Source organism: Sphaerochaeta pleomorpha str. Grapes (assembly GCF_000236685.1).
Taxonomy (GTDB): domain Bacteria; phylum Spirochaetota; class Spirochaetia; order Sphaerochaetales; family Sphaerochaetaceae; genus Sphaerochaeta; species Sphaerochaeta pleomorpha.
Map to the genome: position 1 here is coordinate 2,249,860 of NC_016633.1, position 24,708 is coordinate 2,274,567.

General features: G+C 48.5%; 23 protein-coding genes. 8 read left to right on the forward strand and 15 right to left on the reverse strand.

The window, feature by feature from the left end:
* Window positions 1-27: 27 nt before the first annotated feature.
* The 6 genes from SPIGRAPES_RS10200 to SPIGRAPES_RS10230 form a co-directional block, all read right to left on the reverse strand.
* Complete coding sequence (locus tag SPIGRAPES_RS10200) at window positions 28-903, reverse strand: DUF4097 family beta strand repeat-containing protein (protein ID WP_014270678.1); 876 nt, start codon at window positions 901-903, stop codon at window positions 28-30.
* A gap of 1 nt (window position 904) precedes the next feature.
* Window positions 905-1,270, reverse strand: a complete 366-nt coding sequence (locus SPIGRAPES_RS10205) for a PspC domain-containing protein (protein WP_014270679.1) — start codon at window positions 1,268-1,270, stop codon at window positions 905-907.
* 10 nt (window positions 1,271-1,280) lie between these two features.
* On the reverse strand, window positions 1,281-1,631 hold the full coding sequence (locus SPIGRAPES_RS10210) for a hypothetical protein (protein ID WP_014270680.1): 351 nt from the start codon (window positions 1,629-1,631) through the stop codon (window positions 1,281-1,283).
* Window positions 1,632-1,649: 18 nt separating this feature from the next.
* Complete coding sequence (locus SPIGRAPES_RS10215) at window positions 1,650-2,306, reverse strand: PspA/IM30 family protein (protein ID WP_014270681.1); 657 nt, start codon at window positions 2,304-2,306, stop codon at window positions 1,650-1,652.
* Window positions 2,307-2,659: 353 nt separating this feature from the next.
* Complete coding sequence (locus SPIGRAPES_RS10225) at window positions 2,660-2,866, reverse strand: PspC domain-containing protein (RefSeq protein ID WP_014270676.1); 207 nt, start codon at window positions 2,864-2,866, stop codon at window positions 2,660-2,662.
* A complete protein-coding gene (locus tag SPIGRAPES_RS10230; protein ID WP_245535427.1) occupies window positions 2,866-3,522 on the reverse strand; it encodes a PspA/IM30 family protein in 657 nt (218 codons plus the stop codon). The genes SPIGRAPES_RS10225 and SPIGRAPES_RS10230 overlap by 1 nt, the downstream gene beginning before the upstream one ends.
* Before the next feature lie 242 nt (window positions 3,523-3,764).
* Between SPIGRAPES_RS10230 and rsmI the strand changes: the two genes are divergently transcribed.
* Genes rsmI through SPIGRAPES_RS10245 form a run of 3 tightly spaced genes read left to right on the forward strand, consistent with a single transcriptional unit; the run spans window position 3,765 to window position 6,620 of the window.
* On the forward strand, window positions 3,765-4,472 hold the full coding sequence (rsmI, locus tag SPIGRAPES_RS10235; protein WP_041384611.1) for a 16S rRNA (cytidine(1402)-2'-O)-methyltransferase: 708 nt from the start codon (window positions 3,765-3,767) through the stop codon (window positions 4,470-4,472).
* Complete coding sequence (locus SPIGRAPES_RS10240; protein WP_014270683.1) at window positions 4,450-5,253, forward strand: TrmH family RNA methyltransferase; 804 nt, start codon at window positions 4,450-4,452, stop codon at window positions 5,251-5,253. The genes rsmI and SPIGRAPES_RS10240 overlap by 23 nt, the downstream gene beginning before the upstream one ends.
* Before the next feature lie 41 nt (window positions 5,254-5,294).
* Window positions 5,295-6,620 carry an MATE family efflux transporter gene (locus SPIGRAPES_RS10245; protein WP_041384613.1) on the forward strand — a complete coding sequence of 442 codons (1,326 nt, stop codon included), beginning with the start codon at window positions 5,295-5,297 and terminating at the stop codon, window positions 6,618-6,620.
* Here the strand turns inward: SPIGRAPES_RS10245 and SPIGRAPES_RS10250 are convergent.
* Complete coding sequence (locus SPIGRAPES_RS10250; protein ID WP_014270685.1) at window positions 6,610-8,643, reverse strand: Lon protease family protein; 2,034 nt, start codon at window positions 8,641-8,643, stop codon at window positions 6,610-6,612. The genes SPIGRAPES_RS10245 and SPIGRAPES_RS10250 overlap by 11 nt on opposite strands.
* Before the next feature lie 52 nt (window positions 8,644-8,695).
* On the opposite strand from SPIGRAPES_RS10250, the gene SPIGRAPES_RS10255 reads away from it, so the two are divergent.
* The 4 genes from SPIGRAPES_RS10255 to SPIGRAPES_RS10270 are packed head-to-tail and all read left to right on the forward strand — an operon-like array spanning window position 8,696 to window position 11,293.
* The gene (locus tag SPIGRAPES_RS10255) at window positions 8,696-9,448 is read left to right on the forward strand and encodes a Nif3-like dinuclear metal center hexameric protein (RefSeq protein WP_041385275.1); all 753 of its coding nucleotides are present in this window, start codon (window positions 8,696-8,698) and stop codon (window positions 9,446-9,448) included.
* Window positions 9,449-9,460: 12 nt separating this feature from the next.
* The gene (gene lspA, locus SPIGRAPES_RS10260) at window positions 9,461-9,991 is read left to right on the forward strand and encodes a signal peptidase II (RefSeq protein ID WP_014270687.1); all 531 of its coding nucleotides are present in this window, start codon (window positions 9,461-9,463) and stop codon (window positions 9,989-9,991) included.
* On the forward strand, window positions 9,984-10,271 hold the full coding sequence (locus SPIGRAPES_RS10265; RefSeq protein ID WP_014270688.1) for a hypothetical protein: 288 nt from the start codon (window positions 9,984-9,986) through the stop codon (window positions 10,269-10,271). The genes lspA and SPIGRAPES_RS10265 overlap by 8 nt, the downstream gene beginning before the upstream one ends.
* 2 nt (window positions 10,272-10,273) lie before the next feature.
* Window positions 10,274-11,293, forward strand: coding sequence for a glycoside hydrolase family protein (locus SPIGRAPES_RS10270; protein ID WP_014270689.1), 1,020 nt, complete (start codon window positions 10,274-10,276; stop codon window positions 11,291-11,293).
* 6 nt (window positions 11,294-11,299) lie between these two features.
* Here SPIGRAPES_RS10270 and SPIGRAPES_RS10275 read toward each other — a convergent pair whose 3' ends face one another.
* From SPIGRAPES_RS10275 to SPIGRAPES_RS10310, 8 genes are read right to left on the reverse strand one after another with little or no spacing between them, the layout of a single operon-like run.
* Window positions 11,300-12,127 carry an acyl-[acyl-carrier-protein] thioesterase gene (locus SPIGRAPES_RS10275; RefSeq protein WP_014270690.1) on the reverse strand — a complete coding sequence of 276 codons (828 nt, stop codon included), beginning with the start codon at window positions 12,125-12,127 and terminating at the stop codon, window positions 11,300-11,302.
* Window positions 12,117-12,677, reverse strand: a complete 561-nt coding sequence (gene rsmD, locus SPIGRAPES_RS10280; RefSeq protein ID WP_014270691.1) for a 16S rRNA (guanine(966)-N(2))-methyltransferase RsmD — start codon at window positions 12,675-12,677, stop codon at window positions 12,117-12,119. Before rsmD ends, SPIGRAPES_RS10275 begins: the two co-directional genes overlap by 11 nt.
* Before the next feature lie 56 nt (window positions 12,678-12,733).
* Window positions 12,734-14,824, reverse strand: a complete 2,091-nt coding sequence (gene recG / locus SPIGRAPES_RS10285; protein WP_014270692.1) for an ATP-dependent DNA helicase RecG — start codon at window positions 14,822-14,824, stop codon at window positions 12,734-12,736.
* Between the two features lies 1 nt (window position 14,825).
* Window positions 14,826-15,482 (reverse strand): YggT family protein, encoded by a 657-nt coding sequence (locus SPIGRAPES_RS10290; RefSeq protein WP_014270693.1) that lies wholly within the window; start codon window positions 15,480-15,482, stop codon window positions 14,826-14,828.
* A gap of 39 nt (window positions 15,483-15,521) precedes the next feature.
* Entirely contained in the window at window positions 15,522-18,983 is a 3,462-nt protein-coding gene (gene dnaE / locus SPIGRAPES_RS10295; protein WP_014270694.1) for a DNA polymerase III subunit alpha, read from the reverse strand.
* A gap of 17 nt (window positions 18,984-19,000) precedes the next feature.
* The gene (locus SPIGRAPES_RS10300) at window positions 19,001-19,888 is read right to left on the reverse strand and encodes an FAD binding domain-containing protein (protein WP_014270695.1); all 888 of its coding nucleotides are present in this window, start codon (window positions 19,886-19,888) and stop codon (window positions 19,001-19,003) included.
* On the reverse strand, window positions 19,872-20,423 hold the full coding sequence (locus SPIGRAPES_RS10305) for a 2Fe-2S iron-sulfur cluster-binding protein (protein ID WP_014270696.1): 552 nt from the start codon (window positions 20,421-20,423) through the stop codon (window positions 19,872-19,874). The genes SPIGRAPES_RS10300 and SPIGRAPES_RS10305 overlap by 17 nt, the downstream gene beginning before the upstream one ends.
* Complete coding sequence (locus SPIGRAPES_RS10310; RefSeq protein WP_014270697.1) at window positions 20,420-22,375, reverse strand: molybdopterin cofactor-binding domain-containing protein; 1,956 nt, start codon at window positions 22,373-22,375, stop codon at window positions 20,420-20,422. The genes SPIGRAPES_RS10305 and SPIGRAPES_RS10310 overlap by 4 nt, the downstream gene beginning before the upstream one ends.
* Before the next feature lie 151 nt (window positions 22,376-22,526).
* Between SPIGRAPES_RS10310 and ligA the strand changes: the two genes are divergently transcribed.
* Window positions 22,527-24,650: an NAD-dependent DNA ligase LigA gene (ligA, locus tag SPIGRAPES_RS10315; RefSeq protein WP_014270698.1), complete on the forward strand. Its 2,124-nt coding sequence runs from the start codon at window positions 22,527-22,529 to the stop codon at window positions 24,648-24,650.
* Window positions 24,651-24,708: the final 58 nt, after the last annotated feature.

Below are 24,708 nucleotides of genomic sequence, written 5' to 3' on the forward strand. Positions count from 1 at the left end.
CTTCTTAAGATAGTTGATGACTATTGGTCAATACAGAAGCTTGATTGCTCCGCTTATGGTTTTTGCAGATACCTGGGTAACACCTGTTCCTGTCTTGTCTGAGAAGGAATGAGTCTCTTGGTCTTTTGCATGTACCTGTATATCACCGCTTGTCGACCCGGCTGTAACAGATAGGTTTTCATTCCCTCTGAGATCAAGCTGTATTTCACCACTGGTAGATGAAGTCTTGATTTCTCCACCTGCTTTAACTCTTGCAGTTGCCTCGATATCGGAGCTGATGGTGCGAAGTTCTATATCTGCTCCCTGTACTTCATTGATATCAATCTGCCCGCTAGTCGTGGCTATAGAGGCTTTGTTTTCGGATTTGATGGAATAACAGCTTATTTGTCCGCTCACTGTGGCAATCGAAACCGAATTCTCTGCATTGAGGTTCAATGCATCAATGTTTCCGCTGATTGTTTTGACCGCAATAGTTTCTGCAGCAATATCTTTCATGATATCGATATCACCGCTGACAGTAGTAATGGAAAGTCTTGCGAGATACCTTTCCGGAATAATTATAACCAGACGAGAGGTATTGGTGGGGGAGAAGGAAAAGAATCCTCTCTTAATGGTACTGACCTTTATAGAAACCTTTGTTCCTATTTTTTCAACTGAAAGGCTGGCAGTTTTCCCTCCGCCAAAACTCGCAGAGGCCTGCTTTGCCTTGGGGTCTATTTCCAAAGAAATATCATTGCTTATTGTAGTGATTTCCAGTGAATCCGATTTGTTGAGGCTGAAAGTCTCTTCATTCCTATTGGCAAGGTCCTTTTTATTGCCCGAGTATTGTATCGACGTTACCAGGGCAATTACCAGAACCAGTGCCAGCATGAAAACCTTGTTGGCTTTTGAGTCGTTGAGCATGTTATTTCCCTTCGTGGAAGCGGTCTTCCCAGTCTCGTTCCTTGTTGAAGATGTCGTTCTCCATTTTTTCCACTTTCCGTTTCAGCCGTTCGTATTCCGATTGCAGGTCCTCGTCGGAACGAGGGTCGTCGTCTGCGGTGTGTTGTCCGTTTTCATATACGGAATCAGCAGGGTTCATGGGGATGATCAGTGCTGCCAGGAGGTAGAGCACGGCCCCGGGGAAGAACCCGGTCACCAAAATAGTGATGAGCACAATCCATCGTACCGGTTCGACCGGCAAGTCGCGCCATTCGGCCAGACCCGCACACACCCCAAAGATCTTGCCCCTGGGCGACCTGTAAAGTTTTTTCGTTGCCATAGCTGTCATTTCCTTTTCCTCATTCGTTATCGCCGTAGGATGTACCCTTGCGGCTGTTCATGATGGTTTCGATATTGTCGAGGCGTTTCTGCAGATCGTCGATGCCTTTCTTCAGCTGGGCCCTGTTGTTCTCTTTCTCCCAGGCCCCGGTGCCATCGCCCTCGTCTGCCGTTCCCTCTGTATGTTTGCGTTCGCGTCTTCTGTCCCTGCGCCTCAAGGAGCTGTACGTCCCCGGCTTGATGCCCTGGGACATCTCCTGCATCCGCAATGCGGCGTCGAGCTTTTTCTTCTTGAGCTCGTGCCGGTTGTTGATGGCCGAGATGATTATCACGAAACTGAAGATTACCACGAGAATCCAAGCGGCTTCCATCTCTTTCTCCCCTGCCTGTTATTTGCCCGCTCTCTTGAGCAGCTCAGCGATCTCGGCGTCGATGTCATCCATCTGTTCGAGGTCCTTGAACCTGTCGTCCAGATTGCTCGAACGGGCCCTGTTGAGGGTGTTCCCTGCCTGCATGCGGTCGATTTTCTCCTCCATGGAGGAGAACCGGTCGTACGTGGCGCTTTCGGCCGCGCGCCGGAGCGTGTCCTGGGCCGCCTGCTCTTCCTTCGCCCGCTTCGCCCGCTCCACCATCACCTGGTACTTCTGCTTGACGGAGGCGAGCTTGTCCTCGATCTGGTTGATCTCGTCCTTGCTGGTCTTGATCAGCCCGTCGGCCACGTCCAGTTCCCCCGACAGCCTGTCCACCTCAGCCTTCGCCCGCTTCTTCTCCAGCAGCGCCTCGCGTGCAAGGTCCTCGCGCCCCTTGGCTATCGCCAGCTCTGCGCGGCTCTGCCAGCGCTGCATGGCGTTCTCGCTCTCCTTGTACATGCGCTCGGTCTTGGCCCTGCCGGCCATCTTCGCCGCGCAGGAGCTCTTCAGCTCAATGAGGGTATCTTCCATTTCCTGCATCATCAGCCTGATCATCTTCTCGGGGTCTTCGGCCTTGTCGAGAAGCGAGTTGATGTTGGCATTCACTATATCTAAGAACCTTGAAAAAACGCCCATCTTATGCTCCTTGGGTAGTCATGCCACCCGTGTTTGTACAAACCTATTTGCAGGAACCGTGCCAAACCCGCCTTCCCGGCAAAAAAACCCGCCAATTCCTTGTTTGCCAATGTATTGGCCCGCCTGGGGGGGGCAGGGTGCTTTCCTCTCCCCACTCCCCGTGATACTCTTCGGTTGGTAAAACCTGCCATGTATGGCTTATTTTACCAGAAAGATACTACCCTGATTTAATGACCAGCTTCGCGGACTCTACCGGAAGTTCCAGGACAGGCTATAAAAAAACAGGAGATCAACGATATCCTGTTTTTACAACAACTCACATGGAAACGTCACCTGGCGCGAACAGCTTGCAGCTAGTAGCGCGGGGGCATCAGCACTGCGGCCAAGAGGTACAGTGCTGCCACCTTGAAGAACCCGACGCTGAAAAGCAGGATGAGGCCGATGATCCTCAGGGCCCAGGCAGGGAGGCCCGACCAATTGGCAAGCCCCTGGAAGACCCCGAGGAACATACCGTCGTGCTCCCTGTAGAGCTTGTTCGAATCATGTCTGTAGTAGGTCATTACAGGTTCTCCTTCATGGAGGCCTTGAGCTGGGCAAGCTCGGACTCGATGGCGCTGTCGCTCTCCATCTTGCCGAACTCGTCGGTGGGGGAGGCCCTGTGGTACCCGGCCATCTGTGCGTCTGCCTCCATGCGCTCGATCTTGCTCTCCAGCTCATTGAACTTGCCGGCGAGCTCGCTGCTGTCGCTGCTTCTCAGCGTGTCGGCGACCTTCTTCTTTTCCTTTGCGCTCCTGGCCCTCTGGACGAGGATCTGCTGCTTGTCCTTCACTTCCTTGAGCTTGTCGGCGATCTGGGAGAGCTGGGCGTCCTGGCTGGAGAGTATCGACCCGAGGTTCTCCAGCTGCGCCTCGATGCTGCGCACCCGCTCGGTAGCCTGCTTCTTCTCCACCAGGGCCTCGCGGGCGAGGTCCTCGCGGCCGTTGGCTATGGCGAGCTTGGCGCGGTCCTCCCAGCGTGCGACCGACTTCAGCAGCTCCCCCCTCTCCCTCTCGAGGCTGGTTTTCTCAGCCAGGCGGGCGGCCTTGGAGGTCCGTGCCTTGGTCAGTGTATCCTGCAGCTCGGCTATCATGTAGCTGATCATCTTCGCCGGGTCCTCGATCCTGTCCAGAGCGCTGTTTACGTTAGAGTTGAAGATATCCGCGATCCTTTTGAACATTTGCATTATTGTCTCCTTGCGCCACCGGGTGGCTTGTCTGTATGGTTTTGTGTACGCAAATACCATTGCAGATGGCGTGCCAACTTTCCCCGATTCGCTAAGCAGGGCCTTGGATTGATGTTTTCCCTTCGGTTCCGGCGAAAAAAGCATTCTTTTTGCCGTGCAATGGTAAAAAATGCCAATGTGCCAAAGGCAAAGACGCCATCTTGTCCCAGCATGCCTAAGCGTGTAGACTACGGTGCATGAATACTCTATATATGGTTGCCACCCCAATCGGGAATCTGGAAGATATCACCTACAGGGCAGTAAGAATCCTGAAGGAAGTCGACATAATTGCCTGTGAGGATACCCGGCATACGCAAGCCCTGCTCCAGAGATACGATATCCAGAAGCGTCTTATTGCCTGTCATGCACACAACGAGATTAATTCCGCACAGGGTATTGTCTCTCTTTTAGAGGCAGGAAATGACATTGCCTATGTCAGTGATGCAGGAACCCCTGGTATCAGTGACCCCGGGGCGAGGGTTGTCACCTCAGTACGCTCTGCAGGTTTTTCCGTTGTTCCCATCCCTGGGGCTTCCGCTGTAGCAACTTTGGTGAGTGTTGCCGGTTATGTTGGCAAGACCTTCACATTTGAAGGGTTCCTCAGTCCCCGCAAAGGCAGGCGGACAAAACGTCTGCAACTCCTTTTGGACCGTGACGAAGCTTTCATTATCTATGAATCACCGTATCGGGTAGTAAAAACACTTTTGGAAATCTTTGAGCTGGCTCCCCAGAGAAGAGTACTGGCCGGCAGGGAAATGACGAAGGCCTTCGAAGAATTTTTGGACGGTGATGCCAAGACGGTTGCCGATTCCCTTTCTTCCAGGCAAAGTATCAAGGGTGAATTCGCAATCTGCATATGTCCTAGTGAGGCCCAGAACACCGATGATAACGATAACGAAGCTTAAAAGCCTGAAGAATAGGACGTGTGTACGTAAAACTGCACTGCTTTTTCATGAACAGGCTTTGCTTGCCACCCAAGGGGAAAAGCCAGATACTGCTTACCTTGCAAGTCTTCTTTCCCTTTTTCAGGAGAACCAATTCAAACAGGTCCTTTCTCCTGGGCAAGAATCAAAACTAGAGGAGCTTGCAAAGAAAATTGCCCCTGCACAAGGTGAGGCTCTAGCCTTTGCCTGTGAGGATATCCACCAGTTTTTACTGTCCGTACTGGGTAGCGAACCTTCTGACTGGGATTTTATCCAGAAAGACGGCGAGCTTGATAGCTCCCATCGGACAATCCTTCCCCATATCCTTATACTTGACCGTCTCCGTTCCCCCTTCAATGTGGGGTCTGTTTTCAGAACAGCCGATTCTTTTGGAATTGAGGAAATCTGGCTGGTTGAAGGAACTGCAGATATCAACCATCCCCGGTGCCAAAGGACTGCAAGGGGGTGCACCCAGACTATTCCCTACCGCATAATGGATGAGAAACTGGTCGTCTCTGAACTGGAGAGGTTGAACCTTCCCTCCTTTGCCTTAGAACTCGGCGGGTGTGACCTTGCCTCTTTTTGCTTCCCTGAACGGGGAGCTGTGGTAATCGGAAGTGAAGAACTTGGGGTGAGTCCCGAACTGCTTTCTTTCTGTGACCGCTCGCTGGGAAGGGTTTCCATTCCCTTGTCTGGTACAAAAGGCTCTTTGAATGTATCTGTAGCGACAGGAATCATGCTATTCCAGTGGTTCTCCCGGTGAGTAACTCACATAACCTCTCCATTGAAGAAAATTATAAGAGAATGATTGATACACCGGTCAAGGACCTGATACTCACCTTGGCTGTCCCGACTATCATCTCCATGCTAATCACCTCATTCTACAGCATGACCGACACTATTTTTGTCAGCCATATCGGTACGACTGCAAGCGCTGCCGTGGGGATTGTCTTTTCCCTTATGAGCATTATCCAGGCAATCGGGATTACCTTTGGACAGGGGTCGGCTAATGTCGTTGCACGGCTATTGGGGGCAAAGGAGAACAAACGTGCCGATGAAGTGTTCAGCACGGCATTTTTTACCTCAATTGGAGTTGCTCTCTGCCTGTCGTTCTTTGGGTTGACCCATATGACTGGCCTGGTAAGATTTCTAGGATCTACTTCCACGATTGAACCGCTTGCCATAGCCTATGGTTCGACCATTTTGATCGGAGCCCCATGGATGACCGTATGCTATACGATGAACAACAACCTGCGCTCGGAAGGTAAGGCAACATTGGGGATGATAGGCATGAGCAGTGGGGCTATTATCAATGTTATACTGGATCCGGTCTTTATCTTTGGTCTTGATCTGGGCATCCGTGGGGCGGCACTGGCTACCATTATCAGTCAATTGATCAGTTTTGGTATCCTGCTCTCCCATTTTCTTTACCATCGGAGCAATTTGCATCTCTCAATACGGAACTTCCGTTTTTCTTGGAAGGTATATAAGGATATCTTCAAAGTTGGGCTTCCCTCGTTGATACGAAACCTTATGGGAACAGTTTCCGTAATTTGTCTCAACGTATTTGCCGGTCCCTTTGGGGATGCTGCGATTGCAGCCATGTCTATTACGAATAGGATTATGCAGTTTCTCAATTCTGCCCTGATAGGGTTCGGGCAGGGGTTCCAGCCGGTCTCCGGGTTCAGCTGGGGAGCCAAACGGTATGACCGGCTCAAAAAAGCTTTTGTTTTCTGCGTAAAAGTCGGAGTGAGCTCGTTTGCGATTATTGGGTTTCTCTGCTTTCTTGGGGCAAATAGCATAATACGGGTATTCATTTCCGACCCCAAGGTACTTGAAATCGGTACCGTAGCCATTCGGTTTCAGTGTATCTTGATGCCGTTCATGGCATTCAATACCCTTAGCGGGATGCTGTTTCAGAGTACTAACCATGGGGCGAAGAGCTCAGTGTTGGCTCTGGCAAGGCAAGGGATTTTCTTTGTTCCGCTTATAGCAACCCTACCGAAATTTGTAGGAATTCTCGGGATTCAGATTTCCCAGCCTATTGCAGACCTGCTAAGTGTTGTCCTTTCCCTTGCCCTTGTATTTCCCTTCATGAAGGAACTGTCAGAGCCAGATTCTAGCCTCTAGTCGCAACCACTGCCTGATACATCTTGCGCAACCTGTCCTCAATACTGTAATTGAAGTTGTCCGGGGTGAAGTTGCCTTTTGTATTGCGCTTCCCCGGCGGTCTACCACTCAATACCTGCATCCCTTCATCAATGGTTTTGATCGGATAGATATGGAAGGTATGGTTTTTGATAGCATCCAGGATTTCATAGGGGAGAATCAGGTTTTTTACATTCTGATAGGGGATGATAACCCCCTGCTTCCCCGTGAGGCCTGTTGCCTGGCAAGTCCTGAAGAACCCTTCGATCTTCTCATTGATACCGCCTACTGGCTGTATCATGCCCATCTGGTTGACCGAACCTGTCACGGCAATTTCCTGCCGTATCGGAAGTTCCCCGATTGCAGAGAGCAGGGCATATAATTCAGAGGAAGAGGCGCTGTCTCCATCGACTTCTGCATAGGACTGTTCGAAAGCAATCCCTGCATAGATGGAAAGCGGAAAGGTCCTTGCATAGTGCTTGCGCAGATAACCCTCAAGGATAAGCAGTCCCTTGTCATGGATTTCCCCGCTCAGCCCGGCCTCATGTTCAATGTTGACGATTCCTTCATTCCCCGGTGCGACAGTTGCAGAAATTACCGTTGGGGTTCCAAAAGAAGCCGCACCACGGTCCATGACAGCCAAACCGTTAACTACTCCGGTTTTGGAACCGGTAAGGCTGATAATCATTTCGCCATTGAGAATTTCATCATTGATGCGGCTTTCCGAGATTCCGCTTATGTAACTGCGTTCGTCGTTGGCTTTGAGGATCATTGCGCCGTCTATGGAATCCTTGCCTGCTGCCCTTGCCCAGTAATCTGCCTCGATAAGGACATCGAATAACTGGGAGAACTGGGTTGCCAGTTCGTTTCTTGATTCCGAGAACCAGGCACTGTAACGCAGCATCTGGCTGAGGGCGTCATCGCTGAGTGGAAGGAGATTGTTTTTCTCGGCATATCTGGTCAATACGGAAATCGTCTTGGCAATGTTTTCCGCAGTAGCTGCCATCGAGTAATCAAACTGTGCCGAAATCTTGAAGAGTCCCAGAAACCGTTCATCATGTTCAGTCAGGGTGTCGAAGGTATCCTCGCTTCCAATAAGTATCACTTTAACACTGATAGGGGCCATCTGTGGTCGGATACCGCCGCTTCGCATCTCTCCTTTGGGGAAACATTTGCCTTCAAGGGCCAATGCGTTGGAGTCTAGATAACGCTTGAGGGCATCCCAGAGGCCGGTTTCAGCCAATAATTCCTCGGCATTTATGACAATGAAGCCTCCTGCAGCTTCAAGAAGCGATCCTGCATGGAGCGCAAGGTGATAGTTGCTTTGGTGGGCATCCACAGAGCCGAAGAGATTGGAGAAGGTCGGGTGAGACTCGATTACCAATGGCCTGAGGGTGGTGTCAGCATGGTTGACCAGCAGATTTACCCTATAGCGTCCAGTGATCGGGTCTTTCAGGATTTTTTCCTCATTGAGCGTATTGATGCGTGGTTCCTGCCTGATAAGGTCATCTTTCAGGTGCTTGAGGAACACGACAATCTGTTTGTCCTGAAACTGTTTTTCTAGGCTTTCTACCAGTTTGGAGGACGCTTCAAGGAAATTTGTCTTCTCTACGGCAAGCTGGACAAGTTTCCGGGAGAAAATTTCCATTGCATCGGCAAATTCCTGCCCTTTTCCAGGTGAGAAGGTCAAGGCAAGAGGGCTGTCGCTTTGGGTGAAGTTACAGACGTAGGCAATATCTTTTACATGGGAGATATCCATACGTGCCTTTTCAGCCATCTGTTTGACAGCCTCCAATCTTCCGCTTCCTGTGTTTCCGCTTACAAATATGTTATATCCGGCTTTTTCAAGGGCAAATCCCATAGCAAGGGAACGTATAGCCCTCGGTTGTCCGATGATGCCTTCATCGGAAACATTCTTGCGGCATTCATGTATCATTTCGAGATCAAAGTCAAAGCAGGCTTCTTCGTAGGGAAGTTCTTTGACGGTTGTTACCATTGCAGTCATGACCGAACTATAGGTGGTGGAACAAATGGTGTCAACTCTTTATACTGCAACCATGAAACGTGATGTATTGATAAACTATCTTGACCAGTATCTGGATATTGCCTCCTTTGCCCCTATCGATCGTTCTTCGAATGGATTGGTTGTCGGGGGCCCTGACAGGGAAGTAAAGCGCGTGGCGTTTGCCGTTGATGCATGTCAGAAGACCTTTGACCTTGCCATTGAGGCCAAATCCGATCTGCTTATCGTGCACCATGGCCTTTTCTGGGGTTCCCCCCTTCCTATAACAAAGAGCCATTATAACAGGGTCAAAACATTACTTGACAATCATTTGGACCTTTATGCAGCCCATCTGCCCCTTGATGCCCACAGTGAAGTCGGGAACAATGCGGTAATGGCCCGTTTGCTTGGCTTGCTGCAGATTGAGCCTTTTGCCTTATACAAAGGAAAGACCCTTGGGTTCAAGGGTGTCTCTGCCGTTTCCCTAGACCCTGCCTCCATCGCAAAGACCTTGGGATTCTTGAATCCCATTATCCTTCCGTTCGGAAAACAGGAGATAAGGACAATCGGTATCGTAAGCGGTGGGGCAAGCGATGATGTCTATGCAGCGCTGGATGAGGGGCTTGACTGCTTCATTACAGGCGAATGTGAACATCAGGTGTATAACGATTGCCTGGAAAACAAGATTACCCTCATTGCCGGTGGCCATTATCTCAGTGAGGTGTTCGGGGTGCAGGAACTTGCAGGACACCTGAAAAAGAACTTTGGCCTGGAAACTGTCTTTGTTGCTAACCCAACGGGTCTGTAGTATATTGCCGTTATGGATACTAAACCCCGAAACAGATTTCTTCCGTTATTCTTAACCTTGCTGGTGCTTGCAGCTGACCAGCTTACAAAGGCTTGGATTGTCACCCATATTGCTGAAAACACCATTGGATATACGTTTTTCGGGGATTTCCTGTATATAGTGCATGTCCGCAATACGGCAATAGCTTTCAGTATGGGGCTTGGTTTGCCTATACTTGTAAAGTTGCTGGGATTCATCATCTTTCCTGTATTTCTTCTCATTGGCGTTGCCTATGTCTTTTTTTCGAATAAGTATAGCCTTTCCCCCTTGCAACGATGGGTTCTTGCCTTGTTCCTTGGTGGTGGGATGGGTAATCTTACCGACCGTATATTCCGTTCTTTCAGGGTGGTTGATTTTATTTCAGTCAACACCTATGGTTTTCTAGGGTTTGACCGTTGGCCGACCTGGAATATTGCCGATGCCTCTTTGGTGGTAAGCGGAATTCTCCTTGCCCTTACTTTACTATTCCCCCCGAAGGGAGAAAAGGAAACAACCGATGTCTAAGAAATCCAATACTGTCTGGTTTATGCTTGCAGCCACTATCCTGAATATAGTGATCATGCTCCTTCTCTTTGTAATCTGTTTTATATTGATTACACGCTTTGTCGACCCGAATAGCAACTTTGTTCCCCTTTGGCTTGGTTTGTCTTTTTTGGTAAGTATCGGAGGGAGTTTCTGGTTGTATTCGATTGTTATCAAATGGATGACAAAAAAATTCCAGCTTGAGGATAAATTGGCCCCACTGGTATCCAAACGGAAAAAAAACCCTCGACGTGAGGACTGACGATGAATCTTCCCTCGGTTTCTTCTTTTTCCAAAATCTCTTGGTTTCCCTTCAGTGATGAACCGGTTCTCCGAAGTCTCTGGTACCTTGGTCGCCTTTGCGATCCTTGTTTTCTGTTTCCCGACCAGGGGCCTGATGGGAAATGGCATCTCTTTGCCCATACCTGGGTAGGCCTTGAGCATTTCACCAGTGAAAATGGCATTTCCTGGGAACCTCGGAAAATGATTGAGATGAGAGGGCACTCTCCCTTTGTTTTTTATCAGGATGGTGTCTGGTATCTGTTATATGAGAAACACGATTCTTCCCTTCCTGCCCTGAGAAAGGGGCATGTGAGAAGAAGGGACTTTGAAAAAATAAGTTCAAGTCGCTTTGAATTGCGTTCCTCAACCGATCTCATTCTCTTTAGTGAACCAAAAATCATCCTTGACAGCAAGGATGTTCCGTTTGCCTCCTATCGGCTTGATAAACCCAGAATTTCCCGTCCCCAGCTTTTTAAGACAGATGAAGGGTATAGCCTGTATTTTGGAGCTTCCCATACGGTTCTTGAGGATTCCAGACAAAAAGCCTCAACCTATTTTGCCTTGGCAACGGCCGATACCCTGGAAGGGCCTTACATCCTTGCAAATGAAGGAAAGCCCCTGCTCAAGCCGGATGCGAATGACAAGTACAGGAATATGGCCTGTGGTAGCATTAAGGTCGTGCAGGCAAGCGATGGTTTTGCCGCTTTCGAATGTGCGATGCGCTGGGACAAAAAGAAGGGGAAGACTACCTCGATTCTCCTTCAGTTGGAAAGTTCCGATGGGATTTCCTGGAAAACATCTTTCAGGGCAGAAATCCTTCCCACCCCTGAGAGAGGGTGGGCTAGCAGGTATGTGGTAAGTTGTGATGCAAGGTACAAGAGCGATGAACAATGCTGGTATTGCTATTATTCAGCCAATGAGAAAAAAGGGTTTTTCCCGGTGAGGGAGTCCATAGGACTCCTGTTGGGAAAAGACCCCTCCCTCAGAAAAGTCTTTATCTGATTTTCTTCATTCAGGTCGTTTCTGCCAGGTGGTCATTCCTTCCCATACTGTTGTTTTGCTCAGGTCCTTTTCAGTCCTCACAATCTTATGAAATAGGACTGGGGTTTCTGATTGGAAGGCTTCGGCATCCAAGCTTCCCGTATATACGGTAATAGTATCCCCTGCGAATGTCTGTCTGATCCAGGATACATCTATATCCGACACTTTTACCCGGTTCCTGAATGCATCGGGAAGTGATTCCATCGCCCAGTTCAGATAGGAAATATTGTTTATATGCTGGTTGCTGTCAGAATCGAGATACTGGATGGTTGGCTTGTAGACTGACAAGGTCGTGCAACCGGATTCTTCATAGGTAGGTCTTCGTTTTAAATCGACATCAAGGTTGTATTGCTCCAATTCCTCTGGAGGTTGTCCTATGCGTTCGGAGATTACCCCAGGGCGGCAGGGCCTGCCATTATGCTCGATATCCAAGACTGCCCAGAAGGTTGTCGCGGTAAAGACCGGTTCTTTTTTCTCGTCGACACCTCGTATTACCCTAGGCAGATGCAGACGCAGCGGTTTTTGGGCCCATGTCTCAATGGAGATTGTCTCCGGCCATCTGGTATATCGGTCTATATGGATTTGGGATCGGGTGATTACCCAGGTTTTCCCTTCTTTATGCATCTCGGGGATACTGCAACCCCTGCATGCCGCATGGAGACCTGCAGCTTCCTGTACAATTTCAAAATAGAAGGCTAGCCTTGCGTAATAATAACTATCTGTCTCGTAGCTATACGTCATGAACTTGCTATGTGATACATTATTTTGGTCAATTGCTGCAAAACTAACTTCCATTATTTGCGTCTTCCTTACTATTCCTAAAGAACCGGAGGGTACTCCGGCCGTATTTTCGTTCGTCATAACAGAGAAGGTTTCCGATTTCCTTGGGCCAGTCTTTTTTTTCCTCGGCGGGATAGTGAATGATAAATAGACCACCCGGGGTCAGCAGCTTTGCTTTATCGATTGCTCTGGCCAGTTCTATTTTCCCATCCATGGGGAATGGAGGATCTGCATACACAATATCGTATTGCCGTTTTGCCGTAGGGATGAACCGTCTTACATCGGTCATAAACAATTGGATTTCTGACTCAACCATCCCTATGTTATTCAAGATTGTGGCTTTTTTACCACGGTCCTTCTCGACTAAATGTACGGGGCTAGCCCCTCTTGAGGCTGCTTCGATTCCTACGCAACCGCTTCCGGTAAATAAGTCGAGCCAGGATTGACCTTCCAAATTTCCGAGAATATCAAATAATGATTCCCTCATACAATCCATTGCAGGTCTGATAACCCCGGGGGGGCACAGAACCGTTCTGCCACGATATTTTCCACCTGTAACTCGCACTTCGCTACCTCAATGCCTTTGATAATAAAATATGGGAAGCGTTTATTCAAGGCAACTCAAAAAACCTCTTGGTTTTCTTCCTCAAATGGAGATGACTCTGAGAGGGTTCTCCTGATTACGCTATTGTCTTCAGTCAAGAAAGCCGGGTCTGTCAGCAGAATCCGGTCTGCCTCTTTCCTCGCCTGTTCTATTAAATCGAGGTCTTCGCTAAGGGATGCATAGTGGAGGCGGAGGAATCCCGATTGCCGAGTCCCTGTAATTTCCCCTGGCCCCCTGATAACCAGGTCTTGTTCGGCAATATAGAAACCGTCATTTGATTCCTTCATTACTTTCAATCGCTGTTTGGCATCGTCGGTGAGATCATTGCCGAATACCAAAAAACAATAGGATTGCAGATGGCTTCTTCCCACCCGTCCGCGAAGCTGGTGGAGGGCGCTGAGCCCAAATCTATCTGCATGCTCGATTACCATACAGGTTGCATTGGGGATGTCGATTCCGACCTCTACGACACTGGTTGAAACAAGGTATTGCAGTTTCCCTTCCTGGTAGTTTTTGAGGATTGCCATTTTCTCCTCTTCGTCGAGCTTGCTATGGATGAGGGCAGAAGGAACCTGGGGATAGTGTTCCTTCAAGAACTCAAACATATTGGTCACATCGCGTAGATTGCTTTCTCCCGTATCATCGATCCGGGGATAGACAAAATAGGCTTGGTGGCCTCGCTTGAACTCGACAGAAATTGCCTTATACATACGTTCCCTGCTTCCTTCGCTTACAAGGTGGGTAACGATAGGGACTCTTTGCGGCGGCATGGTCCTGATAGTCGAAACATTCAGGTTTCCAAATACTGTCAGGGAGAGTGTCCTGGGAATTGGGGTTGCCGTCATAAGCAACAGATCTGGGACCTCGGCTTTCTGCAACAGGGCAAGCCTTTGTTCAACCCCGAAACGGTGCTGTTCATCGATGATCACATACCGGAGATTCTTGAAACTCACTTCCTTGGAAAACAGGGCATGGGTTCCGATGATTATATCGACATTTCCCTTTGCAATTGCCTGAAGCAGGAGTTTCCTTTCTTTCCCCTTGACTGATCCTGTAAGAAATGCAATGCGAATTCCCAGCGGTTCGAGCAGTCTTGCCGCTGATTCGGCATGTTGGCGGGAAAGCAACTCAGTTGGGGCCATGAAGGCTACCTGTGCTCCGGTTGAGAGTACATGCAAAGAACTTATCCAGGCAACCAGTGTCTTGCCGCTACCTACATCTCCTTGGAGCAATCGGTTCATGGCTTGCTCGCTGTCCAGATCCTTACGGATTTCTTTTAGGACTGTCATTTGGTCTGCGGTAAGGGGAAATGGAAGATCCTCAATGAATTTCAGTTCCAGTTTTGTAGGAGTGGACGGTCCCTGGGAAGTCCCCCTTGCCAGGGAAACATTTCTCCGTCTGGCTACAAGCTGCAGGTAGAATAGCTCACTGAAGGCAAGCGTCTTTCGCGCATGGTCATGGGAAGAAAGACTTGGAGGGAAATGCCAGATCCTCAGTGCTTCATCAAAAGAGAGGAGCGAATGCTTTGTGCGGATCGAGAGCGGTAATTCTTCTTCGAAGCGGTCGACTTTTGAGAGGATTGCCAAGACATCCCGGCGTATGATCCTCTGGCTTAGGGTTCCCTTAAGCGGGTAGATAGGGAGAATTTTCCCGAAGGAATCAGGAAAGTCACCGTCCTCCGTTGCAGGGGTCATCTCGAATTGCGAACATTGCAATTCTCCCATATGGCGGCTTACTGTCCCATACAGATAGTAGATATGTCCTACTTTGAGTGTTTTCTCCAGGAAGTTCCTGCCGAAACACACGAGGGAAAGTCTTCCGTAACCTTTCTGTGAGACATCCTTTACAAGGATTTTCAAGGTTCTTTTATTTGAAAACTTTGGACCGAAGTAGGAATGGGCAACCACTTCAACGAGTGTATTTGCCGTCATCCCGTCCTCAAGCTCTCCCAAGGCATGTATCATACTCCTGTCTTCCCACGCACGGGGTGAGAGTGACAAGAGGTCAGAGAATGTAAAAATGCCCATCTCTGAGTAACATTTAGTGGCTGAAGGGCCTACTTTTGGTAATGTAGAGATACTGTCCTTGAGGTTGCGGAGATATTGCATGTCAGAACGGGATCTTTGCCAGGGCTGCTACCGCAAAACCGAGAAAACCAGCACATATAAAATAGACCAGCACAAAGAACACCAGGCTTGTCGTAACGAGTTGCCGGTCATTTATGGTTCTGTTCTTGTAGAACAATCCCTGTACCCAATTCAAGACGCCCCCGATCATAGAGTCGAGCATCTTGATGTACTGGATAGTGTTGGGTCCTCGCTTATAGCAGAAAACCAATCGGATTATCAATAAGATAATAATAAACCACAGTATAGGGCTAAGGATATAACCCCAGAGGGTTTGCAAGACCAAACCAAATACCAGTCCAACAGTAATCTTGCCGTAGGCTCCGAAAAGCCTGAGGATGCTCTGGACAATCGAGAGGGCAGCCAATGCAACCAGAGGGGTGAGGTCGAGCCTGCTTCTACGTAGCGAGGTAATTCCCTTGAACCAGGCAAGGTATGGGTCAACAATCTTGCCCAAAAACCGTGCTACGCTGTTTTCCTGCGTTTGCCCAGGAATCTTTATCCAGGTCAATATGATTCTGAGCCAGATGCATATGGAATAGAGTGAGATTATGGTCGCTAAAACATTCGCAATCGTCATAAGAGCCTGAGAAGAAGAAAAAACCCCAGGGTTGATATCATATGAATAGGTCTGGTTCATGTGGGTCCTCCATGTATTAAGATATCCAACTTTTCCAAATTAGTCGAACCATATATTCTGAACTGCAGGGATCTTTCTCACTTCACGGATGAAATCCTCACAAAAGCGGACTGCAAATTCCCTTCCGCAGGTAATGGAACTCTTTGTAAGGTCTTCTGAATTTTTTATAATAAGCTCGAGTGAACAGAGCCCCCCGAAACTGAGGCAGATATCCCTCAGCTCGGTGATATGTTCATTGGTACAGAAAGACTTTTCCATTTCTATATGGCAAGAGGAAACAGCTACCGGTGCAAGTTCGTTTGGGTCCGTGTAGACTTGGTCGATGAGGTAGGAAACCTTTTCAATACCCCTTGAATTGTCGAATTTCCCACTAAACCCGTAGATTCCATCCACATGGAGGGTATCCTTGAACTGCTCATAGGATTTCGGGAAAAGCGTTGCGTCAAAGGTGGCGTTTAGATCGGTAAGCTGCAAGAAGCACATAATCGAGCCCTTTTTGGTTGTGTAGGGCCTGAGACCTGTTACCATGGCAATGATGTTCGTGTTCTTGCCGAACGGGAGTTGTTCGGGTTTTGAGGTATTAACCGTTACCCTCTCCTTGATTGCCTGTTTGAATGCATCCATTGGGTGTCCTGAGATATAGAAACCCAAGAGTTCTTTTTCGGTTTCCAGTTTTTCCTTCAGTTCCCAGTCTTCCATCGGTCGCATGGTGAAGGTATCCATTTCGGCTTCCTGCTCTTCGTCAAAGAGCGAAATCTGTCCGAAAGCGTTCGCCTCTTTCCTTTTTTGCACATAGGTTACGGCATCAGATACGTTCTCTAGCAAGGTAGGACGGTTTACCCCCATAGTGTCGAACGCCCCGGCCTTGATCAGGGACTCAAGGAGCTTTGAGTTCGCAGCCTTTGCCTCGATGCGCATCAAGAAGTCGAGAAAATCCTTGAAGGGACCGTTTTTCTCACGTTCCTTGACAAAGGACTCTACCACTGCCTCCCCTACGTTCTTGATACCGGCCAACCCGTATACGATTTTACCTTCTACGACAGAGAAGTGTTTGTCTGAGTAATTTACAGAAGGCGGCATTATCTCCAGACCCATATCCTTGGCAACCTGGAGATATTCGGTGAATTTGTCAGGACTCCCCATCTCGTTGGTCAGGTTTGCAGCAAGGAACTCGGCAGGGTAGTTGGCTTTCATGTAGGCTGTCTGGTAGGCAACAACCGAATAGGCCACGGCATGGGATTTGTTGAATCCATACCCGGCAAACGGTTCTAGCATTTCAAATATTTCAGCTGCATGTTTTTCGGTTCTTCCCAGAGCCTTGGCTCCTTCGATGAATTTGACCTTCTCTTTCTCCAGGGCCGCAACTTTTTTCTTACCCATGATTCGTCTGAGGATGTCAGCACCGCCAAGGGAATACCCTGCGATTATCTGGGCGACCTTCATGACCTGTTCCTGGTACACAATGACCCCATAGGTTGTCTTGAGTTCGTTTTCCAATTCGGGGTTCGCATAGGTAATGGGTTGTTTTCCCAGTTTGCAGGCTACGAATTGCGGGATATAGGCCATGGGGCCTGGGCGGTACAGGGCATTCAAGGCAACCAGGTCTTCCAGGTTCGAGGGTTGCGCCTCACGCAGAATATTCTGCATTCCTGTGCTTTCAAACTGGAAAACGGCAGTACTGTCCCCCTTGCAGAGCATAGCAAAGGTCTTGGGGTCCTGTTCGTCAAGGTTCTCCATAGTGAAGTCGGGGTGTTTTTTCTTGACCAGATCTTCCGTATGTTTAAGGAGGGTCAAGGTTTTCAACCCCAGAAAGTCCATCTTTACCAAGCCACATTCTTCGATGAGGTCCATCGTGTACTGGGTTGAGATTGCCCCGGTTTTGGCATCACGATAGAGAGGGACATAGTTTATGAGCTTTTCCTTGCCAATGACGACACCTGCGGCATGGGTCGATGTATGCCTGTTAAGCCCTTCAAGACGCCTTGCGACATCAAACAACTCCGCATAGAGACCCCCGCGCGCCTCGAGTTCCCCGAGTTCCTTGTTCTGCTCAAAAGCCTTGGTCAGGTTCATCTTGGGTTCATCAGGGATGAGTTTGCAGATGTTGTTCGATTCATCGAAGGGAATGTCGAGAACCCTTGCAACGTCTTTTACGACTGCCTTCGCCTTCAAGGTTCCAAAGGTGGCAATCTGTGCTACCCTGTCCGTACCGTAATGCTCAGTGACATAGGTTATTACCTCCTGTCTTCTTTCGAAACAGAAGTCGATATCGAAGTCAGGCATGCTCACCCGTTCAGGGTTCAAAAACCGTTCGAACAGAAGGTTGAATTTTATAGGATCGACATCGGTAATGGAAATGGAATAGGCAACGAGAGATCCTGCTCCGGAACCGCGGCCCGGGCCTACGGGGATATCATGGGTTTTGGCCCAATAGATATAATCGCGGACAATAAGGAAATATCCCTCGAATTTCATTTTTATGATAATGCCCAGCTCATAGTCCAGTCGCTGCTGTAACTCTGGGGTAATTACTTTATAGCGTTCTTTCAACCCCTCGTTCGAAAGATAGGTCAAATACTGTGCAGGGTCGGTAAATCCCTCAGGGACCTCGAATTCCGGGAGCAAGGGGCCTGGGAAGTTAATCTCAAGGTTACATCTTTTTGCTATCCGATTTGTGTTAGCCAGGGCCTCGGGACACCAGGAGAAAATCTTTTCCATCTCCTGGGGGGTTTTCATATAGAACTCGGAGTTGGGGAAACGCATCCGGTCTGGGTCATTTTTTTTAGAGTTGGTGCCGATACACAGCAACAAGTCCTGGGCATTCGCATCACTTTGCTCGATATAGTGGATATCGTTGGTACAGACAAGGGGAATCCCTGTCTCCTCGCTCAGTTTTTTGAGCAGTGGGTTTGTCTGTTTCTGTTCGGGGAGGTTATGATCCTGCATTTCGATGAAATAGCGGTCGTCGTCGAAAACCGTGGAGAACCAGAGAGCCCGTTCTTTTGCTTCTTCATATTGTCCCTTGAGCAATAACTGTAGGATTTCTCCCCCCAGACAGGCTGACAGGCAGATGAGCCCCTCATTATGGGACTTCAGCAATTCGTCGTCTATTCTGGGTTTGAAATAGAAACCTTCGGTATAGGCAATCGAGTTGAGTTCCATCAGGTTGTGATACCCCTTCTCATTCATCGCAAGAAGGATCAAATGGTATTGGTGGGTCTTCTTACCGCCGGGGGCCGGTTTCTCGGTACGGCTAGAAGGGTTGCAGTAGAACTCGCAACCCAAAATCGGATTGATACCGGCTTCCCTTGCTGCATTATAGAACCGTAAGGCTCCGAACATGTTGCCATGGTCGGTGATGGCGAGACTCGTCATTCCCATTTCTTTTGCTTTTGCCATGTATTTGGGAATTGAAGCAGCTCCGTCAAGCAGAGAAAAGTCAGTATGGTTGTGTAAGTGGACAAAGCCGCCTTCCGGGATTTGCGTATCGGTAACTTCCATTGAAAACTCCAGGGAAATCAAGTTAACAGGGCTTGCGAGTTCATGCCATGCAGGACAGATTCAAACATCCTTCGGCCTCGTTCAAGCTGCAGTTCGGTGATTGAACTATGTTGTTTTTTTAATTCGGCAACCAGTTCATACGAAATTGTATTGACACGTTCGGGGTTGATCGGAAGGGTTTGACCTGACAACTTTGCCTCGATGTCTTTGTTGATATGAAAAGCTTTCTGGGGAAAGTTCATACAGAACTTTACCTTGTTGAGGGAGCTTTGTGTACTTTTGGCCTGAAATGCGAAGATAACGCATTCCTCCATGTTCCGTATAGGGTCTTCCACGATATAAAAGCGTTGGTAGTCGCCAAAATCCAGTCCAATCCTGATTCTGGTCATGAGTATTTTATCTGCATTGACCACGAGTTTCCCGTTTTTATCGTAGAGCCTGGAAATCGGTATCCATTGGGTCGAGACTTTATTTCCCTGGAAAAGCTTGATTTCGGCAGTTGCATCAAGGACCGCCAGGGTTGTGGAGAGGGAAAGCCTTTTGTCGGGGATGCAGAGTGTGCCGCCTATGGTGATTTGTCGGCGGACTATCTGGGAAGAAAGCGACTGCAGGGTTTCCAGCAGTATATCCGGCAAAACCAATTTGCCTGCAGAAAGCAGCTGGGATGCCGTAACCATTGAACCGATTTCCACGAATCGGTCATTCCTGGTTATTTTCTTCAATTCTTCCATATCCCCAAGGTCGATTATATCCTCATTGGTCTCACTGGGGTAGTAATTTTTCTGGCTCATCAGATAGGTCCCGCCAGCCCAGATTTTTGCTTTTGGGTATCGTAATGCAATGGAATTGAATTCTGACATGTTTTTAGGTATGTGGATGGCTGGGGACCTAATTCCTTCGTACACGTTTTCGCCTCCTGTAGCCAAGGGCAAGCTCCACTATCTGGAGCATTTCCGACATATCCATGCAATTGCAGGTATTCAGGGACAATTCCTGGATGATGTTTTTGTCGTCAAACGACTCATTGGTATCACTGGTAAAACGAAGCCGGCCAGTAAGCGAGGAACTGGTTTGTTCCGGATGGCTATTGGTCAGGTCCTGCAAGATCGATTCGATAATGAGGGTTTTTGATGCATAGCAGTTGGGACAGGGTGTGTTTCCCGTTGCATGGTATGCACGTTCTATATCCCTGTATTGCCTTGTTTTCTGGAAACTGTCAAAGGTCCTGATGGTTGCCTCCCTGAGACGGAAGGCCGGGACCATACAGCTCAGTACGGCCTCTTCGTTCAAGAGTACGATACAGTTTCCGCATCCGTTTCCCTGGCAATGGCTCATCAGCGACCTGTTTCCTACGTCTTCCATGAGGATCAAAGAGAGCGGTTTGTTTGAATTGACGGAAAGTGATAAGGCTTTCCCATCTATTGAGCATTCAATTTTCATGTCTTTGCCCTCATCGTTGACAGGATTGTATCCCCACTGACAGGAACATTTGGAATATTTGACCCAAGGGCCTGCTCCAAAGCCGACAGGAAGGATGCGGTGACAACCCCCTTGAGGGCACTGGAAAAGGAAGATGATATCTGATTCCCGTCTCCGACAATCTGGATATCGATGGAAAAGCTTTTCCCGCTGGAAAGCAACGCTCCTCCCTCCCTCAAGGTAGTTACGATGGTATGCCGTATTTTGCTTTTAAGGCTCTGGTCATCAAAGATTCTGCCAGTGGCGATTGTCACCCAGACATTTCGGACCAAGGGTTGAAGGGTCACCGTGTCTATCTCCAGTTCCAAGGCAACGGCGATCCAGTTGTTGCTGTAGAACATGGCATTGTTTTTGCCCGATTGCTTAGCCGAAATGACGGTCTCACAAATGGGAAGGGGTTGTAGAAACCGTTTTTCCTTGACCTGCATACAGGCTTTCTGAATTTGGAAGGGCATTCTGCCACTGTTGGCAGAAAGAACGGAAGGACCGCTGTCGATAAGTTCCTTTTCTTCGGTTGCGAAAGAGATATTGTCTTTTTCGACGTTCAGCTCCTCAGAGATTATTTGCTTCCATATTTCTGAGCTGGATCCCGTGGTATAGAACGACGTATTGCACTCGACTTTATTGTTTGGATTGAGCTGGACCTGCACTGACTGCTGCGGTAATTTCTGGCAGGAAGTGCTGAAACCGCTTATTCCCGCTCCGCAGGCCACCCCGATACCTCTGCTGTAGTTAAAGAACGTAGACATTTTCACCCGCATCTGGGATTGCATCTCATAAGCGGCATTTTTACGCTGGAAATCACAACGGAGACAAGTGTCGTTGATAATTTCTTTGAGCCTTGCATATTTTTCGCTTCGTATCACCTGGTTGTGCTCTGGGGTTTCCGAGGCATATTTGATTCTCCAGGCAGCAGGGCTGTATCCAGTCATTTTAGCCAGTACCGAGTAATGGGCTTCTGTGCAGGATAGCGCCTCACAATACCCAAGGTCGCCATAGAAGTGAGCCGGCCGGGAAGCATCTGTTTCGATTTTGATGGTTATTTCCAGGGCTTCCAACGGATAGAGGGGGACAAGCCCTGCGATCAATTGATTGCCCATCTCTTCACTGAAAAAGGGGGCAACCCCTTGGTTTACCTTGGCAAGGATTTTCTCAGCCTGTACACGCCCATCGGGGTAATACCAGGATTTCCTTGAGATTTCAATTGTAGGGCGCTTGTTTGCAATCCTGCTCTGGATTTCAACAGGGCATTTTCCCTTGAGGCAGGCTATGGCTGCAATCGAAGCCAAAATAGATGGATTGATCAGCATTTCATCGTGCGGAGCATAAAAAGGAAGCTTGTGGATAATAATTTTCTTTCTGGGAAATGTTGTTATCTCACTGACTGTGTCTCGTACATGCGATGGCCATTGGGTCGGGGTATAGATATGGAGCTTGTCTTCTTCCTGTTCTGCGGTGATACGGGTGATATCATTGCATCTTTCGTGTGGGTCGGAAAAATGGTAATTTCGTTCCAGTACAAGCAACCCCGCCGCATCAATGGCGGTCTGCAGGTTTCCATGGCTATACTCAAAGGGTTTCCTATTGTCTGTTTCCCCTTTTTCAGCATCAATATCCTGTATTTTTATCTCAATTTCTTTGCTTTTGAGTTGGACTGATTCACTGTCAAATCCGAACATGGCAAGTATGGGTTGTCCGAGGTAGGATATTTGCGAGGAGGTAAGCAAAGGAATGGATTCATCCAGCACCCTTACCCTGTTTGTCCCGGGTATATCGCGCGTTCCCACCACGACGAAATTGTTGTCGAGTTCCGGAATGCGGATTTCCCCGATTTTCCCGGAACCGACTTTTGAGGATATGACAATTCCATGGAGCATGTTAATTTTTGCATATGAAGGTTTCTTTTCTGCCATTATGTATCGGATAGACTCCCTAGTACTGAAAGATACCATGTTGCACCATTATCTGCAATGATAGACGTCTCTTTGCAACCGACCTGATAAAGACGAAAAAGTCGAAGTATACTGCCTTGTCAGGAAAACTTGCGAACAGTAAACTACCCCTATGGAAGAAAACAAACAAACCCTGCTTGAAGAGGTCCTGCAACTGTCCTCCCGTCTTAGGGAGTATCAGAAGGCCTATTATGTGGATAATCACCCCTTGGTGAGTGACTTGGAATATGACCGGTTTTTCGATAGGCTCAGCAACCTGGAGAAAGAATATCCAGAGTTTAGGTTTCCTGATTCCCCGACCCAGCGTGTCGGTAGTGACCTCAGTAGCGATTTTCCGGAAGTAGTACATTCTATTCCGGTTCTCAGTCTCGATAAAGCCTATAGCAATGAGGCCGTACTTTCCTGGGTCGCCAAGAGCCAGCAGAAAATGAGACAGGGATTGAGCTACGTCATAGAGGAGAAGATTGATGGAATTTCCATGGTCCTCTACTATGAAAAAGGGTTGCTGGTAAAGGCTGTAACCCGTGGGAACGGCACCGTGGGAAATGATGTCACCGCAAATGTGAAGACGATAGCCTCCATCCCATTGCGCCTGCCCCATCCCGATACCCTGGCAGTGAGGGGCGAAGTCTATCTGCAGAAAGCTGATTTTCTCAAATTGAACAAATCCATGGAAATACCCTATGCGAATCCAAGAAACCTCGCGGCGGGGACTATCAGAAGGATAAAAAGCAGTGAAGTGGCCAAGGTCCCCCTGCAAATGTTCGTATATGAAGGATTCTGGGAAGAAGGCCTTCCCCTTGACGACCATGTCATGATTCTCTCGAAACTTAAGGAATATGGTTTTCGGATCAACCCTACCATAGGGTTGTTCTGCAAAACGAAAGAAGAAGCACAAAAAAGACTCAAGGAGGCCTCCCTTGAAGGATTTGGTGGTTCGTTTTCCGATATCCCTTCCTATATCCAAGCGCGTACGGATGGCCGAAATGCTTTGCTCTACGAGATTGACGGGCTTGTGGCAAAGGTGAATGAATTGGCAATCCGTGAGCAGTTCGGATATACCTCGCACCATCCCCGTTGGGCGATAGCCTATAAATTCGAATCTCCCCAGGCTACGACTGTCGTGCAAAAAATTGATATCCAGGTCGGCAGGACCGGCAGGGTTACGCCTGTTGCAAGGGTGAAACCAGTCTTGATAGGGGGGTCAACGGTTTCCAATGTCACTTTGCACAACCAAGATTATATCGATATGCTTGAACTGGCCATCGGTGATACCGTGGAAATATCCAAGCGGGGTGATGTTATCCCGGCAGTTGAGCGTGTAATTGAAAAAAACGAGAACGGGGAAGCTGTTTGGAAAATGCAGGATACCTGTCCAAGTTGCCAGAAGCTATTGGTCAAAAACGGTGCCCATACCTTTTGTCCGAACCCCCTCTGTCCTGACCAGGTAAAGGGAAGGGTTGCCTTTTTCATCGGAAAAGCACAGATGGATATTGAATCCTTTGGCCCTGAGACTGCTTCGGCCTTGTTGGAAAAAGGCCTGTTGAAGGATGTAGACGATATTTATACCATTGACTACAGAAAGGTCCTCAGCGATACCCCCGGTTTCGGGGTAAAGAAAATTGAGGCGATCATTGAAGGGGTAGAAAAAAGCAAGGAGCAACCGTTCCGCCGGGTACTGGTTTCCCTCGGTATTAGTGAATTTGGGAAAAAGGCTGCCGATTTGTTGGTTTCCAGTGGAATTACCAGCATGGATGAACTTTTGACGATTGCGAGAAACGAAGACATTGAAAGATTGGTTGCTATCAAACAAATGGGCGAAAAAACCGCCCGGCTGCTTGTGGACAGTCTCAACGACCCCTCAATGCAAAGGCGAATCGAAGCACTTCGCAAGGCGGGACTCTGCTTTGAGGAATCTGGAAACAAGGATACTGGGCTCGAGCAGGTTTTCGCAGGTCAGGTTTGGTGTGTGACTGGTTCCTTCGACCATTTCAATCCAAGGGATCTGGCCTTGGAAGAGATTGAGAAGCGTGGAGGGCGTACTGTTTCCTCTATCACAGGGAAAACCACCCATCTTTTGGCGGGTAGTGGGGCCGGGAGCAAACTCACCAAGGCAGAGAATCTTTCTGTGCATATCGTAAATGAGGAAGCGTTCCTTGATTTGATTGCAGAAAAACAGTCCAGGGTGAAAAAAGAGTTGTCCAAGGAAGAATTGCAAGGCGAATTCTCTTTTTAACAAAGGTTTAGTGACATTTTTTCAGGAAACGTATATACAGGTATAAGTAAGTGGAGGA